The 15,950-nt window shown below is 54.8% G+C and carries 11 protein-coding genes; 5 read left to right on the top strand and 6 right to left on the bottom strand.

The window, feature by feature from the left end; translation table 11 throughout:
- Positions 1–108 precede the first annotated feature (108 nt).
- From ON072_RS12260 to ON072_RS12285, 6 genes are all read right to left on the bottom strand, one after another.
- Positions 109–2,328, bottom strand: coding sequence for a PAS domain-containing protein (locus ON072_RS12260; RefSeq protein ID WP_145839700.1), 2,220 nt, complete (start codon positions 2,326–2,328; stop codon positions 109–111).
- 179 nt (positions 2,329–2,507) lie between these two features.
- The gene (locus tag ON072_RS12265; RefSeq protein ID WP_044735105.1) at positions 2,508–3,125 is read right to left on the bottom strand and encodes a TatD family nuclease-associated radical SAM protein; all 618 of its coding nucleotides are present in this window, start codon (positions 3,123–3,125) and stop codon (positions 2,508–2,510) included.
- A gap of 170 nt (positions 3,126–3,295) precedes the next feature.
- Positions 3,296–6,445, bottom strand: coding sequence for an efflux RND transporter permease subunit (locus ON072_RS12270; RefSeq protein WP_274626063.1), 3,150 nt, complete (start codon positions 6,443–6,445; stop codon positions 3,296–3,298).
- Positions 6,445–7,656 carry an efflux RND transporter periplasmic adaptor subunit gene (locus ON072_RS12275; RefSeq protein ID WP_025008995.1) on the bottom strand — a complete coding sequence of 404 codons (1,212 nt, stop codon included), beginning with the start codon at positions 7,654–7,656 and terminating at the stop codon, positions 6,445–6,447. The genes ON072_RS12270 and ON072_RS12275 overlap by 1 nt, the downstream gene beginning before the upstream one ends.
- Before the next feature lie 180 nt (positions 7,657–7,836).
- Positions 7,837–9,063: an ATP-dependent RNA helicase SrmB gene (srmB, locus tag ON072_RS12280; RefSeq protein WP_045283068.1), complete on the bottom strand. Its 1,227-nt coding sequence runs from the start codon at positions 9,061–9,063 to the stop codon at positions 7,837–7,839.
- Between the two features lie 107 nt (positions 9,064–9,170).
- Positions 9,171–9,902 carry a tRNA1(Val) (adenine(37)-N6)-methyltransferase gene (locus ON072_RS12285; RefSeq protein ID WP_219014030.1) on the bottom strand — a complete coding sequence of 244 codons (732 nt, stop codon included), beginning with the start codon at positions 9,900–9,902 and terminating at the stop codon, positions 9,171–9,173.
- A gap of 576 nt (positions 9,903–10,478) precedes the next feature.
- Here ON072_RS12285 and brnQ point away from each other — a divergent pair.
- The 5 genes from brnQ (at position 10,479) to ON072_RS12310 (ending at position 15,923) form a co-directional block, all read left to right on the top strand.
- Positions 10,479–11,888 carry a branched-chain amino acid transport system II carrier protein gene (gene brnQ, locus ON072_RS12290; RefSeq protein ID WP_044735101.1) on the top strand — a complete coding sequence of 470 codons (1,410 nt, stop codon included), beginning with the start codon at positions 10,479–10,481 and terminating at the stop codon, positions 11,886–11,888.
- A gap of 36 nt (positions 11,889–11,924) precedes the next feature.
- On the top strand, positions 11,925–12,869 hold the full coding sequence (xerD, locus tag ON072_RS12295) for a site-specific tyrosine recombinase XerD (RefSeq protein WP_261752808.1): 945 nt from the start codon (positions 11,925–11,927) through the stop codon (positions 12,867–12,869).
- 124 nt (positions 12,870–12,993) lie between these two features.
- Positions 12,994–13,722 (top strand): bifunctional protein-disulfide isomerase/oxidoreductase DsbC, encoded by a 729-nt coding sequence (dsbC, locus tag ON072_RS12300; RefSeq protein WP_028779388.1) that lies wholly within the window; start codon positions 12,994–12,996, stop codon positions 13,720–13,722.
- Positions 13,723–13,830: 108 nt separating this feature from the next.
- Positions 13,831–15,555, top strand: coding sequence for a single-stranded-DNA-specific exonuclease RecJ (gene recJ, locus ON072_RS12305; protein WP_208134851.1), 1,725 nt, complete (start codon positions 13,831–13,833; stop codon positions 15,553–15,555).
- Between the two features lie 53 nt (positions 15,556–15,608).
- Positions 15,609–15,923, top strand: coding sequence for a cupin domain-containing protein (locus ON072_RS12310; RefSeq protein ID WP_025008998.1), 315 nt, complete (start codon positions 15,609–15,611; stop codon positions 15,921–15,923).
- The last annotated feature ends 27 nt before the right edge of the window (positions 15,924–15,950 follow it).

Consider the following 15,950-nt stretch of genomic DNA (forward strand, 5'->3'; position numbering starts at 1 on the left):
CTAAATCAACTGTCACTGAAGTAGAATGCGACGGCCCGCGCCATGAAAAACAGCGCCGCAGACAGCAACTTGCACCGATTGACCTCCAGTATCAAAGGCTGCTGCATTTCAGAGCTGACGGGTATAGGCCTGGCAGATATTCTGCTCACCCGTCTGCTTGGCTCGTTTCAGCGCCACTTCGGCATTACCGAGGAACTGCTCCAGGCTCTGGCCCGGCAGATAGGCGGCTATGCCTATGCTGATCCCTTCTGCCAAGCCGTTTTCGCCCAAGTTGGCCAGCGCCTTGACCGCATAGTGATGCGCCTGATTGGCATCGGTTTCCGGTAGTATGATAATCAGCTTACCCAATTGCCAATGGGACATCTGATAGCTGTTGGGCAGATCCCTGAGCAGCTGCATCTCCACTTCGTGTTGGCGGTTCTCCAGCTGGCCGATATCGCTCATATGGCTGAGCATGCCCTCGGGGCTGATGTCCATCAGGAGCAGACTGGCTTGTAGCTTTTCCTCTTCGGACATGGACTTGAAGTAGCGATCCAGATCCCTGAGGTTCACCAGGATGGTGCTGCGGTGCGGCACCAGATCGCCACTGGCTTCAATCTTGCCTCTTGGGGTTGCCTGCTCCAGGGTGCACACCAGATATTCAATCTCGCCATCTTCATCCAGATAGCCCTTGAGCGTGGCCTGCAGGCAACTGCCGTGGCTGTGGGTGCAGAGTATTTGCCCTTGCCACTGGCCTTGCATGCTCACCAACTGGCTAATTCTCTGCCACTGGTTGCCAAGATCGTTTTCCAGCAAAGCCGCCAGGCTGTGGCTGAGATCACCGTTGAGTTGCATCAGCTTATCAAAGGCTTCATTGACCTTGAGCAACTGCCCTGAGGGCGTGGTCAGGGCGGTGGCCACATTGCTGCCGGTCAATAGCTTGCTAAGGAAGGCTTCCTGCTGGGCTTGTTTCAGTTCGCCGATATCTTCAAAGGTGATCAGCAAATAGGTTTGACTGCTGGCGTTGTAGCGGCGGATATGTAATCTGAGCTGGGCATTGTCCAGGGATTCGAGCTGCACTTCGCCGCGCCACTCGCCGGCATCCGCCAACTGTTGTTTCATCGAAGAATAAAGCTCGTCATCCAGCTGCAGGATCCGTTGCAAACTGCGATCCGGCAGCTCATCCTGCTCGAGTTGCAGAGTGCGGGCGGCAGTGGCATTGGCGCTCACGATACGGCCGCTGGGGTTGACCAGCACACAACCCAGGTTGGAGCGGAACAGGCCGCGGGCCAACTCGATACTGTTTTGTCTGGCGCGCTGTTCGAGGCGGAACATATGGGTCAGCAGAATAACCGCGGTTGCCAGAATGGTCAGTATGGCGGCGCAGGCCAAAAGGATGTTGCGCCACTGAAAGAAACGGGAGGCGATGTCGTGATTGCGGATATAGGAAAGCAGCAGATATTCGCGCTTGGTATCGTTTTGCGAAGCCAGTTGTACCTTGAGATAGACGAAGGTGGCGTCTTCTCCGTGGAATTGACCAAAGTTACTTCTGGCCATCTTGCTCCACAGTGCCGGATAGCTCTGTCTTATGCTGCTGCCCATGGTTTCAGGCAGCCTGGCCAAAGGGTCCAGATCCGAGGCGCCGGCATAAAGCAGGCCCTGATTGTCAAACAGCAGCAGAGGTGATGCATTACTGGAGAAGGCGGGCTTTATCGCCTGCAGCATCTGCAACATGGAGTTGTAGGTGACCAGATAACCGCGCACGCTCTGATCCTGATTTTCCAGCCAGGCCAACTGGTAAATGTAGGGCTCGAGGCGGCCGTCAATCGGGGCAAACTCCAATGCCGAGGTATAGATTTCCTGCCCCCCCAGATTGCGCTTGTTGCCCAGGAGTGCCGGCGGCATGGACATGCTGCCGAAGGTATTGCTGGTGGCGATACGGAACTTGCCGTCGGCATCAAACAGCGCCAGATCCAGCAGTTCTGGGGTGCTGCGCTTCAGGCTGTCCCAGCTCGTCATCAGCCGTTGATATTCTTTGTGTCCCGGATTATCCAGGTACTGGCGCAGATATTCTGACTTGGCAAACATCTGGGTGCGAAACTGCTGGAAGGAGATTTTATCGGCCAGCAGGGCACCAACGGTTTGCAGCTCGCTGTATCTTTGTACCGCCCACTCTTCCTGCAGACGTCGCTCGCCCAAGGTGATCAACACATTGGTAATGAGTATCACAGTGATCACCAGCATGCTCAGCTGACTGGCAACGGCCAGCAAGCGCTGCCGGGACCAGTGAATACCCTGAGCCGAGATAAGCAGAGGTGTGTCTTTGAGTCCGGTATTCTTTTTGAACATGGAACTGTGCTGGCTCCAGAGTGAAAATTGCGCTCATGTTAACACGAAATAACCCAGTGGGCATCGGCAGTTACCGACCGCTCACCGGGCAGTTAACACTGTGGCCCGTGAAGGCGCGAACACATCCCTATGGGGCCTGTGCGGGTTTACAGGTCCATCTGCTTGGTGCCGCCTCTTTGCTAACCCAGCTGTCCCAGGATCCTGTGCTTGAATTGACAGCCGGCGTCTTCCACTATTTTGCGACAGGCGTCGATATCCACCCCTTCCAGGCCATCGAGTGCCGATACCTGCACCTGCTTGATGTAACGGGGAGCTTCGCGAATAAAGGCGTTGACCGCCTCCCAGGAACCAGCCAGACGTGGGCGACAGTGTTTAATGTAGCCTGATTCAGTGTCGGCATTGAGTGAGACCGACAGGGCATCGACGCACTCGGCCAGCTCAGGCAATATGTTGCGCCTGTGAAACAGGTTACCCAAGCCATCGGTATTGACCCTGACCTTACCGCCGCGGCGTTTGATTTCGCGGGCCACTTCCAGCAAGGTTTCGAGATTGAGCGTCGGTTCACCATAGCCGCAGAACACATATTCATCGAAACGGGTTACCTCGCCGAGCAGCGGAATGATATCGCTGCCGCGGGGGCGAACCTTGAGATCCAGCTGATACTCATGAATGCTCTTGCTGCCGTTATGCTTGGGACAGAAGCGGCATCTCAGGGTGCAGCGGCCGGTGATATTCAGATAGCGGCTGTTGCGTATGTCATAGACAAGTGTGGGTTGGCTTTGGGCTGTGCTGCTCATAACGACTCAATAAGGCATGCAGGAGATAACTTGGAGTCTAACCAAGAGCCGCAGTGAAAAATGCTAGCAGGATCAGAAAACACCCACTTAGGAGCCACACGAGATGCGGTAGAGTTGAATTTGTTGCCTGATAAGGGAAGGGAGCCTTTGGGCTCCCTTCAATCACTTACTCAGTGTTGCGACTCGTTTAACTGGGCCTCTGCCTCTTTCGGCCGCCACCACCAGTGATAAAACGCTCGGCTCTTGTGGCTCAGATCATCGAGAATGATATAGAGCATGGGCACCAGGATCAGGGTCACCAGGGTGGAGAACAAAATACCGAATGCCAGAGAGGTGGCCATGGGGATCACTATCTGTGCCTGCAGGCTGCGCTCCATTATGATGGGCACCAGGCCGACAAAAGTGGTCAGCGAGGTGAGGATAATCGCCCGGAAACGATAACACCCCGAATCTATGGCCGCCTTGACCACTGACTGACCCTGCTCACGGGCGCGGTTGACGAAGTCCACCAAAATCAATGAATCATTCACCACTACCCCGGCCAGAGCAACTATGCCGCAGAGACTGAGAATGCTCATGGACAGCCCCAGAATAAAGTGACCGAACAGCGCACCTATCATACCGAAGGGGATCACCGACATGATGATCAGCGGCTGGCTGTAGGACTTGAGAGGAATGGCCATCAAGGCATAGATAGTAAATATCGCGAAGAAGAAGCCTTGTAACAAGCCGACCATGGCGGCCTGTTCATCCTGGCTGGCACCATCGAGACTGGCGGAAATATGAGGATATTTACGCTCGAGTTCGGGCATAAACTTCTCCTGGATCTCCTGCACCACCTTGGAGGGCTCCACTTTATCCTTGTTGGCGTTGGCGGTCACTGTAATCGCCCTGCGACCATCCACCCGGGTAATGGAAGAGTAAGATTCCCCCAGCTCCAGTTCGGCCACGGTAGAGAAGGGCACCGCCATGCCGTTTGGCGTGCGGATCATCATGTTCTCCAGGTGGCCTATGGTGCGGCGCTGCTCCAGCGGATAACGCACCATTACCTTGACCTCTTCCTTGTTGCGCAAAATTCGTTGCGCCTCATAGCCATAGAAGCCATAACGCACCTGGCGCGCCAGATCCGATAATGTCAGCCCCAGCGCTTCTGCCTCGGGACGAATCTTGAGGCGAATTTCATGGCTGCCGGAGGAGAAGTTATCGGCAATATCATAAACGCCTTCATAGCTGGCAAGCTTCTGTTTCAGTTCTTTGGCGGCTGCAGACAATTGTTCCAGATCGGTGGAGGTAAAGCGGAAAGAGATATCGCCGCCGGCATCATTGGTGCTGGCATTGATATTGAGTTTCTTCACCGCCACCAAGTCCGGCAACTGCTTGCGCCAGGCCTCGGCTATGGTCACGCCGTCCACGTCCCTGTCTTCACCCTTGGTAAGCTCGGCAAAGATAAATGCCGAGGTGCGGCTGCTCATATTGATAAAGCTGTGCTTCACCACAGGGTAGCCGATTTCGGACTCCATCTGCTGGTTCATGGTATAGAGGGCATTTTCAATTTTTTGCACCACATCCAGGGTGTTGAGCTCTGAGCTGCCTTCATCCATTTCCAGATTGACCTGGATAAAGTCGGACGGAATATCCGGGAAGAACACCCAGCGCACCTTGCCACTGGTGACCATGGCGACCGACAGAATAAGCACACCGATAAAGCCCGCCACCAAGGTATATCTGTGGGGGATCATCCGCTCCATAAAGTTGCGGTAACTGTGGTGGATAAAATGCTGCACTTTTTCGTTGAAGGCGCGCTTGAAGCGGCCAAATGGCCCAGGTTTGGGATTGGGTTTGCTGGGCTTCATGTGCGCCAGGTGCGCCGGCAGAATGAACTTGGACTCCACCAGCGAGAAGGCCAGGCAGAGGATCACTATCATGCCGATGGATTTCCAGATGATCCCCATGGGACCTGGCACCATCAACATGGGGATAAAGGCGGCAATTGTGGTCAACACCCCGAAAGTAGCGGGCATGGCGACCTTCTTGGCACCGCGGATCACATTGGTGATCGAGTGGCCGTGACGCTCAACCTCGGTATGGGCACTCTCGCCTATGACTATGGCATCATCCACCACTATCCCCAGCACCAAAATAAAGGCGAACAGAGTCAACATGTTGATAGACAGGCCAAAAGGTTCCATCGGCATCAGTGCCATGGCACCGAGGAAGCACACAGGCAGCCCCAGCATGACCCAGAAGGCCAGTTTCAGATCTAGGAACAGCGCCAGGATAATGAACACCAGCAAGGCACCCATAAACATGTTGGACAGCATCATGTTGAGGCGGCCCTTGAGATAGTGGGTCAGGTCGCCCCAATAGTCCAGCTTGGCGCCACTTGGCAGAGTGGCTTGACGCTCGGCAATAAAACCTTTGACCTGATCGGCAATCGCCAGGGCGTTTTGATCGTCTATGCTGGTGATCTCTATGATGGCCGCCGGCATGCCGTCGAAGCGGGTGTACTCGAGCCGCTCCTCAAAGTCATCCTTGATCTCGGCCACCATGGGCAGCATCACCCGGCTGCCATCGGCGCGAGTGCTGACCACTATGTTGGCAAAGTCATCTCCCGTATAGGCCTGGCCCTTGGTACGCAGCAGTATGTCACCGTCCTGAGCCCGAATTGAGCCACCGGGCAGATCTATCGAAGTGTTTTGTACTGCCTGTGCCACCTGAGTGAAGGTGAGACCGTACTCTCTGAGCTTATCTTCCGAGACTTCGATACCGATTTCATAGTCGCGCACCCCGGTCACTTCGGCACGGGTCACCGCCGGCAGGTTGGTGATCTCATCACGGATCTCCTTGGCCAGCTCTTTCATGTCGTGCAGTGTCATATCGCCATAGACAGACACCCAAATAACGTTGTTTTCCGGCTTGATCCGGTAGATATCCGGCTTTTCGATATTGGCCGGGAAGGTGGCAATGGCATCGACCCTGAGTTTGGCCTCATCCAGCACCTCTTTGGCATCATAGCCGTCTTCCACCTCTATGGTGACAGAGCCCACTCCTTCGCTGGCAACCGAGGTAACCTTCTTGATGCCGCTGATGTCCTGAATCGCCTCTTCAATCTTGATGGTGATCCCTTCTTCAATCTCCTGCGGCGCCGCGCCTGGGTAGGCGACTGAGATCCGCAAATAGTTGAGTTCGAAGCTGGGAAAGACCTCTTTATTGATCAGAAAGGCGCTGAAGATCCCGCCGATAAGCAGGATCCACATCAAGAGGTTGGCGGCAACATTGTTGCGGGCGAACCAGGCAATGATTCCTTTTTCCTGCTCCATCAGAGTTCACCCGCCGCAGCCAGACGCTGTTCCTGAGTTTCATCCTCTTCGCTGTGGGAAGCGTCTTTATCTTTGCTGTTGGCAACCCGCACCAACTGACCATTGGTCATATTGTTGAGATTGGTCTTGGAGATTCGCTCGCCATCCTTGAGGCTGTCTTTGATGTAGACATACTCAAGATCTGTGCGTACCACGTTGACGTGACGCATCTCTATCTTGTTGTCCTTGTCTACCACGGCCACGTGCTGATTACGCACCATATACCTTGGCAGTTTCACCAGGCCATCGACGGTGCGGCCCTTGATCACGGCGTTGACAAAGCTGCCGTATTTCAGCGGCAGTTGGCCGGTCTGTTTCTGCTTTCGCAGATAAGGATCCTGCACTTCGGCCACCAGATAGACCATGCGGTTATCCGGATCTATCACCCCTTCACTGCGCACTACCTTGCCGGTCCAGGTCACGGTTTTACCCGCCAGGGCGGCGCTCAGGGTTACCTGAGTCTCAGGGTTGTCCACCGACTCCAGATAGGCCAGGTCTTTGTTGGCCAGCGGCAGGCGCACTTCGGCTACAGCCGTGTCGTACAGCTCACCCAGATTGGTGCCTATGGAAACGTATTGTCCCAAATCGACGCTGCGGGCACGCACTATGGCATCGAAAGGTGCCCGGATAACGGTACGTTCCAGGTTGCGTTTGGCTCTGGCGAGTGCCGCTTCGGCATACTTGACGTTGGCTTGCTCTTTCTTCAACTGAGGAACCCGCAAGCCAAGCTCGGGTGGCATACCGTTGTCATAACCGCTGAATTCTATCTTGGCGACTTCGCCGCGAGCGATTTCTTCATCCAATGCTGCCTTGGCCTGGGCCAGAGTGGCCTGAGCCTGCATCAGGTCGGCCTCATAATCAGAAGGTTCTATCACCGCCAGTTCATCGCCTTGATGCACCACGCCACCGGCCACAAAGGCCGGGGCTATGCTGAGGATACGGCCCTGAACTTCACTGACCAGCTGAGTCTTGTACTTGGGAGTCACAGTGCCGTAAGAGGGCAGGTTGAGTGACATTGTCTGTTGTTCGACCTGAGTCACGTCGACCACAGGCAGCGGGATCTCTTCCGCTTTTTGCTCCGGCTCCTGCTTGGTCATCATCAGGAGTTTGGCGCCGAGTACGGCGACCACTATGATGAGCAGCGGCGCTATTCTTCGGAAAAATGTCTTCATATTCTTCTGCATATCCATGCTGGAGGCTTAATCTGAGCTTAAATTACCAGACAAGCAGCGGCCAATAAATGTGTTTTTGTAAATAAAATGTGTCAAAAGCTGTCGGCGGCGGGAGGGCTGTGAGGCAGGTAACAAAAAAGGACCCAAAGGTCCTTTTTAAACGAGAAATTAAGTCGAAGCTTATTTTTTCTTCTTCTTTTTCTTGCTGTTTTTGGCACTGGCATCCTTGGCTTTGACCTTTTTCTTGGTCGGTACCTTGGCTTCTTTGTGCTTGGGGCGCAACTCTTCGATGACTCGCCGTTTCAGCTTCTGCTCGATATAGCGCTCAACTTTGCTGAGGATCCGCATATCATGGGCTTCCACCAGAGAGATGGCTGTGCCCTTGGCGCCGGCGCGGCCGGTGCGGCCTATTCTGTGCACATAGGCATCGGCAGAGCGGGGCATATCATAGTTAATCACATGGGTGATGCCTTCGATATCTATGCCGCGGGCGGCGACATCGGTAGCCAGCAGCACTTTGACTTCACCCTTGGTGAAACGACCCAGAGCCTGGAAACGCTTCTTTTGCTCCATATCGCCGCGCATAAAGGCGGCCGGGATCCCGGCCTGCAGCAACAAACCTTCGAGGCTGCTGACCACTTCGCGGGTCTTGCAAAAGACGATGGCGCGCTTGGTTTCTTCCTGATTGAGCAGGTGACACAAGAGAGCGAACTTGTGCTCCTTGTTGTCGGCCAGGTGGATCCATTGATGGATCTTGGCTTTCTCGCTGCGTGGCGGTTCGGCCTCCACCAACACAGGATCGTTGAGCAACTCAGTGGCAAAACGGCGAACGCCGCTGCCTTCCAGTGTGGCGGAGAACAGCATGTTCTGCTTTCGTCCCTGCGCTTCTATGGCTATGGTCTGCACAACCTGGGAGAAGCCCATATCCAGCATGCGGTCGGCTTCATCTATGATAAGCAGTTCCACTTCGGTGGCTTCAAACTTGCGCTTCTCAAGATATTCGAGCAGGCGGCCCGGGGTCGCCACCAGAATATCCAGGTTACCGGCCAGGGTTTCTTCCTGTGGGGCGTAAGGGACACCGCCTGTGATTATGCCAATCTCCAGCCCAAGACCGGTCGCCAGATGACAGGCATATCTGTGAACCTGACTGGCCAGCTCGCGGGTCGGGGTCAACACCAGTACTCTGGCCTGGCCGGGACGACGGCGGGGGAAGTCAATCAGATGTTGCAGTGCCGGCAGCAGGAAACTGGCGGTCTTACCTGTGCCGGTCGGGGCATGGGCAAGAATATCCCGTTGCTCCAGCGCCAAAGGCAGAGCCAATTGCTGAATACTGGTCGGGGTCTTGTGGCCCATGGCTTTCAGTGAATCCAAAAGCCTGTGGTCCAGATCGAAATCTTCAAATAGCATGGGGAGCATCTCAAACAATAATGCGCGGGAGTATACCTTGTCTGGGTTGCCGTGCACAGCTTGTCGCTTGGGAAGCTGAGAATAAGTCCCTTGCAACCGGCAACGGCTTAGAGTTTCAGGTAAAAATCCCGGGTCAGTTGTGCCATGGCCTCCGAATAGCGGCCGTCTGCTTCTCTTATATAGAGGGCGGAATGAGCTTTTGGCGCGGCAACCGCTTCGCCTTCCTTGGCATGTTCAAGCAGCAGTAACTCTCGGTTACTGGGCTTTTGAGGCGTGCTGCTGACACTGACCCGCGCGGCCAGTCGCAAGCCTGCCTTTATTGCGGCGCACGCAAATCTGTCCAGGCTCTGAACCGGCAGAATAAGGCTCGCCTGTCCCTGTGGCTTGAGTAATTGCTTTATCGCCACACACAGCTCGTCAAAGTTCAGATGCTCTGTGTGTCTCGCTATGGCTCGTTTGGGGTCATCCGAGCGTGGGCCGGTTTCGAAATAGGGTGGGTTGCAAAGTATATGGTCGAACAGCGCTGAGTCTATCAAGGCATGCTCATCGCAATAGGCCTGAATTGAGCCTTGATACAAAGCGAGTCTGCTCGCCCAGGGCGAAGCCTTGAAGTTGGCACGGCTTGCATGGGCCGCGCTGCTGTCGAGCTCAACCGCCAGTATCTCTGCCTCACTGCGCTGCGCCGCCATCAGACTCAGTAAGCCGCTGCCGGCCCCTATGTCCAGCACCCGCTGGGCCCCGGTTAATGGCGCCCAAGCGCCCAAGAGCACCCCATCTGTACTGACCGGCATACCGCAACCGTAATCTTCGATATGAAATGCCTTGAAACTGAATGCCATTGAGTGCTCAACCTCCCAAGCAGAATGGTTGGCGGGGATTTTATCCCGAAAGAGTCATCATTCGCCAAGGCTTTGGCGCCGTTTTGTTTCGGTCTGGTTCATACTTTGGCAGGGGATGCTGCTAACTTTAGGCTGGTGATGCTGGACAAGTGTTAAAGGTCGTACCAGCAAGGGCGTTGGGGAGTCGACAAATGTTTGCAAAATGCTACGCCTGTTGCCTCAATTGGGGCTGGGTGTGACCTTGGACAACTTTTTCTCATCCTGAGTTTTGCATCTGTTGTGTTTTTAGGCTGCTGTTTGGTTGGCTTATTGCGCACTTTAAGAGGGTCTGGTATTAGTGTTCCCCCTTAATTCGCGGCATTCTGCGAATTAGATCAAGGTAAAACAGTTTTAGGATAAGCAAAGCAGCGAAAACCCCCTGCCATTTGTTCATAAACTCGCCAAGAATAGGCCAAATTTACCACGGATATCTGTAATAAAGGCTTTACACTCGAGTAGGGCGAGCGCGACGGCTATTATTTCAGCTATAGCTAAAAATGTTGCAATCACTTAAGTTTATTAGAAAAACATAACAAGATGGGGCATACAGTGCACAAGACTCAATTGACACTTGGTGACACCCTGGGCCTGGGATTCATGACCTTTGCGTTTTTCCTGGGGGCGGGCAACCTGATTTTTCCTCCTTTTGCCGGGCAGTTGGCCGGCGAAAACATGCCAATGGCCATGATTGGCTTTTTGATTACCGCCGTGGGTTTGCCGCTGGCCGGTTTGATAGCTGTGGCCAAGGCGCAGGGCAAGGTGATGAAGCTGTTGCCGGCCTTTGCCGCGACCGCTCTGGCAGTCGCTATCTATATCATTATTGGCCCAGCATTCGCGGCGCCTCGTACCGGTCTGGTAGCCTATGAGATTGGCGCGCTGCCTTTTATTCAAGACCCTGCATCGGTAGTGAACATTCTCGGGCTTGAGCTGAACAAGCCTCAGTTGCTCTACACTCTGGGATTCTTTTTGGTGACCATGCTGCTGGCACTGTTTCCCGGCAAACTGATGGATAGCATAGGCAAGGTATTGACCCCAGTGCTGATTCTGCTGCTGATGGGGCTGGCAGTGTCCGTTATCTTGCTGCCCGGCAGCGAAGTACCGGCCGCCAGTGGTGACTATATCAAGCACCCACTGACCAAAGGCATTATCGAAGGCTACAACACCATGGATACCCTGGCATCCTTGATGTTCGGTATGCTGATTATCGATATTTTGCGCAACAAGGGCGTGTCTGAGCCTGGCTTGCAGACCCGCTATCTGGTGCGCGCTGCGCTGGTAGCCGCCGCTGGTCTGGCATTTGTGTATGTGTCGCTGTTCTTCCTCGGTGCAACCGCAGGTGATATGGCCAAGGGCGCCGAGAGCGGTGGCCAAATCCTCACCAACTATGTGACTCACGAATTCGGTGATATGGGCATTATCCTGTTGTCCACTGTTGTGACTCTGGCCTGTTTGACCACGGCTGTGGGGCTGGTGAGTGCCTGCTCCGACTTCTTCCAGGAGTTGATCCCGGGCGCCACTTATCGCTTCCTGGTGGTGCTGTTCAGCGTGATCTGTGCCGTGGTGGCCAACGTAGGCCTGACCCAACTGCTGGCTATCAGTATTCCTGTGCTGATGACCATCTACCCTGTGGCGATAGCTTTGGTGTTGGTGACCTTCCTGACGCCTTATTTCCGCAATCCGAAATTTGCCCACAGACTGGCGCTGTCGGTGGCCTTGTTCTTCGGGATTTTTGATGCCCTTAAGGTGACAGTGGCTTCACTTAAGCCGCTGACCCAAGTGGCCGAGCCCAACAGCTTGCTGCTGGCATTTGTTTCCGGTGTTGAAAGCCTGGCCCCTGTGATGTCGGCGTTGCCTCTCTACGAAGAGGGCATGGCCTGGCTGCCACCCACCCTGACAGTGATGATTATCTGTTTGTTTGTCAGCCCCAAGGCGGCGCAGGCTGTCTGAGTTACTGGAGTCCATTTCGAGACGGCGTTATCCTTGATGACGCCGTTTTTTATTGGAGTATTGTTTGTGGCCGCGACTTCTTCATCCGCTTATGTTCAGGACCCCTTGATTGAAGGTTTTCTCGATGACCTTTGGTCCAGTAAGGGCCTGAGCGACAACACATTGGCGGCCTATCGCAATGACCTGCGCCATTTTGATCAGTACTTGCAGGGAAGAGGGCTGACACTCAACTCTGCCGGGCGCGAAGCGGTGCAGGATTACCTCGGTTTTCGTGTCGATAAAGGGGTTGCCCAGAGCAGCAGCGCCAGGTTAAAGAGTAGCTTGCGGCGCTTTTATGGTTTTTTGCTGCGTCGGCAGCTGATAGCAGAAGATCCCATGGCGCGTATCGCGTCCACCAAGCTCAAGCGCAAATTGCCCGGTAGTCTCAGCGAGGCCGAGGTGGATGCCTTGCTGGCTGAGCCCATACGGGAAGACCCGGTCGAAGCCAGAGACAAGGCGATGCTTGAGCTGTTATACGCCACCGGACTCAGGGTCAGTGAACTGGTGGGGTTGACGCTGGAGCAGATGAGTCTGCGTCAGGGCCTGGTACGGATCACCGGTAAAGGCGGCAAGGAGCGCTTGGTGCCCATGGGCGAGGTGGCCGTCAGCGAAATCGAGTCTTTCCTCAAGCTGGCGCGCGCCGAGCTGCTCGGCGGTAAACAGAGTGATGTGGTGTTTCCCTCCAAGCGGGCCCAGATGATGACCCGGCAAACCTTATGGCACAGGATCAAGCTTTATGCGTTGCGGGCCGGTATCAGCACCGAACTGTCACCCCATACCCTGAGACACGCCTTTGCCACCCATTTGCTCAACCATGGCGCTGACTTGCGGGTAGTGCAGTTACTGTTGGGCCACAGCTCGCTGTCCACCACCCAAATTTATACCCATGTGGCCAATGCCAGGTTGCAATCGCTGCATCAGCAGCATCATCCAAGAGGCTGAATTCGGTGATCTGGCACGCAATTAGTTGCTTTCACTGACAACAGCCTGTAACTTTTCAGCCTCTGGCCCGGTCTGATGAGAGACGATAAAAAACCAATCAGGCCCAAATAAGATAGGATTTCCAATGAAGTTAACCCGTGCATTCTCTCTGTGTCTGGCGCTGGCGGTTACACCCTTTGTCGGTGTTGCCTCTGCGGCTTCCGAACCGGGTGATCAGCTGAAGCAAAAGCTCAGTGACACCTTGGGTATTGAAGTGATCTCTATGGCAGATTCACCTATCCCAGGCCTGTATCAGGCAATCACCAATCGCGGCGTGCTCTATGTCAGTAAAGATGGTTCCAAGCTGCTGCATGGTAACCTCTATGATCTGAATCAAGGGATGAAAAACCTCACCGAGGCGGCGCTTGCAGGCCCAAGACTCGAGATGCTCAAGTCCTTCGAAGACAAGATGCTGGTCTACAAGGCCAAGAACGAAAAGCATGTGGTGACTGTCTTTACCGATATCACCTGTGGTTATTGCCGTAAGCTCCATAACCAGATGCAGGAATACAACGACCTTGGGATAACAGTGCGCTATCTGGCCTATCCCCGTCAGGGTGTGCCTTCACCCAACGCCGAAGAGATGGAAGCGGTTTGGTGTGCCAAAGACCCTCACAAGGCCATGGATGACGCCAAGGCTGGCAAGAGTATTAAGATGGCCAAGTGTGATGCCAATATCCCGGGGCAGTATCAACTGGGGATGAGTTTTGGTATCAATGGCACTCCTGCGTTGATCCTCGAAGATGGCAGCCTGATCCCGGGTTATCAGCCACCGAAAGATCTGTTGAACAACCTTGAGAGTCGTAGCCTTTAATCTCAATAGCGGCAGCGCTCAATCGAAAAATCTCACTCAAAAAGGCGAGCAACCCACTCGCCTTTTTGTTATCTTGCCCGGCAAAGCCATTTTCAAGAATAGCCCATAGTGATCCACAAAATCGTCCGTCGTCCCAGGGTGGACGACAGCCATTTACCCGCTAATCTGCATCCGCTCTTAAAACAGATTTACGCCAGTCGCGGCGTTCAGGCTCCCGAGTGCGAACTGGTGCTCAAGCGTCTGCTCAGGCCGGATACCATGTTGGGCTTGCAACAAGGTGCCGAGCTGGTGGCCGATGCCATCGCCGCCAATCGCCGCATTCTGATCATGGGTGATTTCGATGCCGATGGCGCCACCTCCACCAGTGTGTGTCTGTTGGCGCTCAGAATGATGGGAATGGAAAACTGTGATTATCTGATCCCCAATCGCTTCGATTATGGCTATGGCCTCAGCCCTGAAATAGTGGCGGTGGCGCACAGCAAGGGCGCCGAGCTACTGATCACTGTCGATAACGGTATCTCATCCATCGAAGGCGTCAGGGCCGCCAAGGCGCTGGGGATGACGGTTGTTATTACAGATCACCATTTGCCGGGTAATGAATTACCAGAGGCAGATGCCATCATTAACCCCAATCAACCCGGTTGCCGCTTTGCTTCCAAGTCGATTGCCGGGGTCGGGGTGGCTTTCTATCTGATGTTGGCACTGCGGGCTGAGCTGAGAAAACGTCACTGGTTCGCCAAACACTCGCTGGCCGAGCCCAATCTGGGGGTATTACTGGACTTGGTGGCTCTGGGCACTGTGGCCGATGTGGTGTCGCTCGATGCCAACAACCGTATTTTGGTGGATGCCGGTATCAAGCGGGTGCGAAACGGCGCCTGTCGCCCGGGGATCACCGCCTTGCTGGAGGTGGCCCGCCGCAATCCGGCGCGTTTGGTGGCCGCCGATTTCGGCTTTGCGGTTGGCCCCAGACTCAACGCCGCCGGAAGGCTGGATGAAATGGCGCTCGGGGTTGAAACTCTCTTGTGTGATGACATGCTCAAGGCAAGAAGGATGGCGGCCGAGCTTGATGGCCTCAACGCCGAGCGCCGTGAGCTGGAAACCGGCATGCAGCAAGAAGCGATGAAGAGCCTGGAGGCACTGCAGCTCAAAGAGAGTGAACAGCCCTGGGGTATTGCCCTGTATCAGCCGGACTGGCATCAGGGGGTGATAGGTATTCTGGCTTCCCGGATCAAAGACAGGTTCCACCGCCCGGTAATCGCCTTTGCTGAAGCCAGCGACACTGAAATCAAGGGCTCGGCCCGCTCCATCAAGGGGCTGCATATGCGCGATCTGCTGGAGCTTATCAATGCCCGTCATCCCGGGATGATCCTCAAGTTCGGTGGTCATGCCATGGCCGCCGGGCTCTCTTTGCGTAAGGATGCCTTCGAGCAGTTTGCCGAGGCCTTTGACACCTGTGTCCGTGAGCTGCTGACCCTGGAAGATCTCAATGGCGAGCTGTTCTCCGACGGTGAATTGCCGCTTGAATGCTTTAGCCTGGATACGGCGCAGCTGCTTAGAGATGCAGGTCCCTGGGGCCAGGCTTTCCCCGAGCCGTTATTTGATGGCCATTTCAGAATTCTGCAGCAGAGGCTGGTGGCAGAGAAACACCTTAAACTGGTGCTGGAGACTGAGTGCGGCCGGATCATGGCCGATGCCATCGCCTTCAATGTGGATCTCAAGACCTGGCCTGATGCCAGCATCAATCATGTGCGTCTGCTGTATAAGCTGGATGTGAACGAGTTTCGCGGCAACAGTAACCTGCAGTTGCTGGTCGAGCAGCTGGAGCCCTTGTAAAACTTAAGATAGGGATAGGCTGAGTAACGGCTCATATATCGCAGGAGAGCAAGATGAACAATCTGTTTGCCAACTTACCCAAGCAGCTTGATGCCGAGCAGTTTGACGCGCTTTTGGCTACGCCGGATCTTAAAATTGAGCGCATTCTGTCCCACGGTCAGGTGACACCCGAAGGGCAATGGTACGATCAAGCGCAGCATGAATGGGTATTGCTGCTGCAGGGCGCTGCCCGGCTGCAATATGAAGATGGTTCAGAAGTGAGCCTGAACCCGGGGGACTGGCTCAATATCCCCGCTCATGTACGCCACAGAGTCAGCTGGACCGCCGAGGATCAAACTAGCGTCTGGTTGGCCATTTTTTACTCTTGAGCCGACTGTTCTTGCTCTGCAATCCGC

This window comes from Shewanella sp. K8 (assembly GCF_028823715.1).
Lineage (GTDB): Bacteria > Pseudomonadota > Gammaproteobacteria > Enterobacterales > Shewanellaceae > Shewanella > Shewanella algae.

Excerpts from the sequence above, each read along its gene's own strand:
- xerD (WP_261752808.1), top strand. The coding sequence starts at position 11,925 with ATGACGCCGTTTTTTATTGGAGTATTGTTTGTGGCCGCGACTTCTTCA.
- ON072_RS12275 (WP_025008995.1), bottom strand. The coding sequence starts at position 7,656 with ATGAAGACATTTTTCCGAAGAATAGCGCCGCTGCTCATCATAGTGGTC.
- ON072_RS12265 (WP_044735105.1), bottom strand. The coding sequence starts at position 3,125 with ATGAGCAGCACAGCCCAAAGCCAACCCACACTTGTCTATGACATACGC.
- ON072_RS12285 (WP_219014030.1), bottom strand. The coding sequence starts at position 9,902 with ATGGCATTCAGTTTCAAGGCATTTCATATCGAAGATTACGGTTGCGGT.
- srmB (WP_045283068.1), bottom strand. The coding sequence starts at position 9,063 with ATGCTATTTGAAGATTTCGATCTGGACCACAGGCTTTTGGATTCACTG.
- ON072_RS12260 (WP_145839700.1), bottom strand. The coding sequence starts at position 2,328 with ATGTTCAAAAAGAATACCGGACTCAAAGACACACCTCTGCTTATCTCG.
- ON072_RS12310 (WP_025008998.1), top strand. The coding sequence starts at position 15,609 with ATGAACAATCTGTTTGCCAACTTACCCAAGCAGCTTGATGCCGAGCAG.
- dsbC (WP_028779388.1), top strand. The coding sequence starts at position 12,994 with ATGAAGTTAACCCGTGCATTCTCTCTGTGTCTGGCGCTGGCGGTTACA.
- ON072_RS12270 (WP_274626063.1), bottom strand. The coding sequence starts at position 6,445 with ATGGAGCAGGAAAAAGGAATCATTGCCTGGTTCGCCCGCAACAATGTT.
- brnQ (WP_044735101.1), top strand. The coding sequence starts at position 10,479 with ATGGGGCATACAGTGCACAAGACTCAATTGACACTTGGTGACACCCTG.